The organism is Paenibacillus naphthalenovorans (genome assembly GCF_900099895.1).
GTDB lineage: Bacteria > Bacillota > Bacilli > Paenibacillales > NBRC-103111 > Paenibacillus_G > Paenibacillus_G naphthalenovorans.
In genome coordinates this window covers 1-1,247 of sequence record NZ_FNDY01000095.1, presented here as the reverse complement: position 1 = coordinate 1,247, position 1,247 = coordinate 1, and the positions used below count along the sequence as shown (strand labels likewise).

Here is a 1,247-nt window from a genome sequence, read left to right as displayed (position 1 = left end):
ATGCTAAGGCGCGCGGAAGAACTCTCGTTAAGGAACTCGGCAAAATGACCCCGTAACTTCGGGAGAAGGGGTGCCCCGGTAGGGTGAATAGCCCGAGGGGGCCGCAGTGAAAAGGCCCAAGCGACTGTTTAGCAAAAACACAGGTCTGTGCGAAGCCGCAAGGCGAAGTATACGGGCTGACGCCTGCCCGGTGCTGGAAGGTTAAGGGGAGCGGTTAGGGTAAGACCGAAGCTGTGAACCGAAGCCCCAGTAAACGGCGGCCGTAACTATAACGGTCCTAAGGTAGCGAAATTCCTTGTCAGGTAAATTCTGACCCGCACGAATGGCGTAACGACTTGGGCGCTGTCTCGACGAGAGATCCGGTGAAATTTTAATACCTGTGAAGATGCAGGTTACCCGCGACAAGACGGAAAGACCCCATGGAGCTTTACTGCAGCTTGATATTGGACTTTGGTACGATCTGTACAGGATAGGTGGGAGCCAGAGAAGCATGAGCGCCAGCTTGTGTGGAGGCGACGTTGGGATACCACCCTGATCGTATCGGAGTTCTAACCTGGTGCCCTAAGCGGGTATGGGGACAGTGTCAGGTGGGCAGTTTGACTGGGGCGGTCGCCTCCTAAAGCGTAACGGAGGCGCCCCAAGGTTCCCTCAGAATGGTTGGAAATCATTCGCAGAGTGCAAAGGCAAAAGGGAGCTTGACTGCGAGACAAACAGGTCGAGCAGGGACGAAAGTCGGGCTTAGTGATCCGGTGGTACCGAATGGAAGGGCCATCGCTCAACGGATAAAAGCTACCCTGGGGATAACAGGCTTATCTCCCCCAAGAGTCCACATCGACGGGGAGGTTTGGCACCTCGATGTCGGCTCATCGCATCCTGGGGCTGAAGTAGGTCCCAAGGGTTGGGCTGTTCGCCCATTAAAGCGGTACGCGAGCTGGGTTCAGAACGTCGTGAGACAGTTCGGTCCCTATCTGTCGCGGGCGCAGGAAATTTGAGAGGAGCTGTCCTTAGTACGAGAGGACCGGGATGGACGTACCGCTGGTGTACCAGTTGTCTCGCCAGAGGCACGGCTGGATAGCCAAGTACGGAAGGGATAAGCGCTGAAAGCATCTAAGCGTGAAGCCCCCCTCAAGATGAGATTTCCCAGTACGTAAGACCCCTTGTAGACGACGAGGTAGATAGGTTCGGGGTGGAAGCACGGCAACGTGTGGAGCTGACGAATACTAATCGGTCGAGGGCTTATCCAAAAA

At 55.6% G+C, this 1,247-nt stretch carries 1 rRNA gene; it reads left to right on the top strand.

What is annotated here, in order from left to right:
- Positions 1 to 1,244: ribosomal RNA gene (locus BLT35_RS26115) — 23S ribosomal RNA — on the top strand; the annotation flags it as partial.
- Positions 1,245 to 1,247 lie beyond the last annotated feature (3 nt).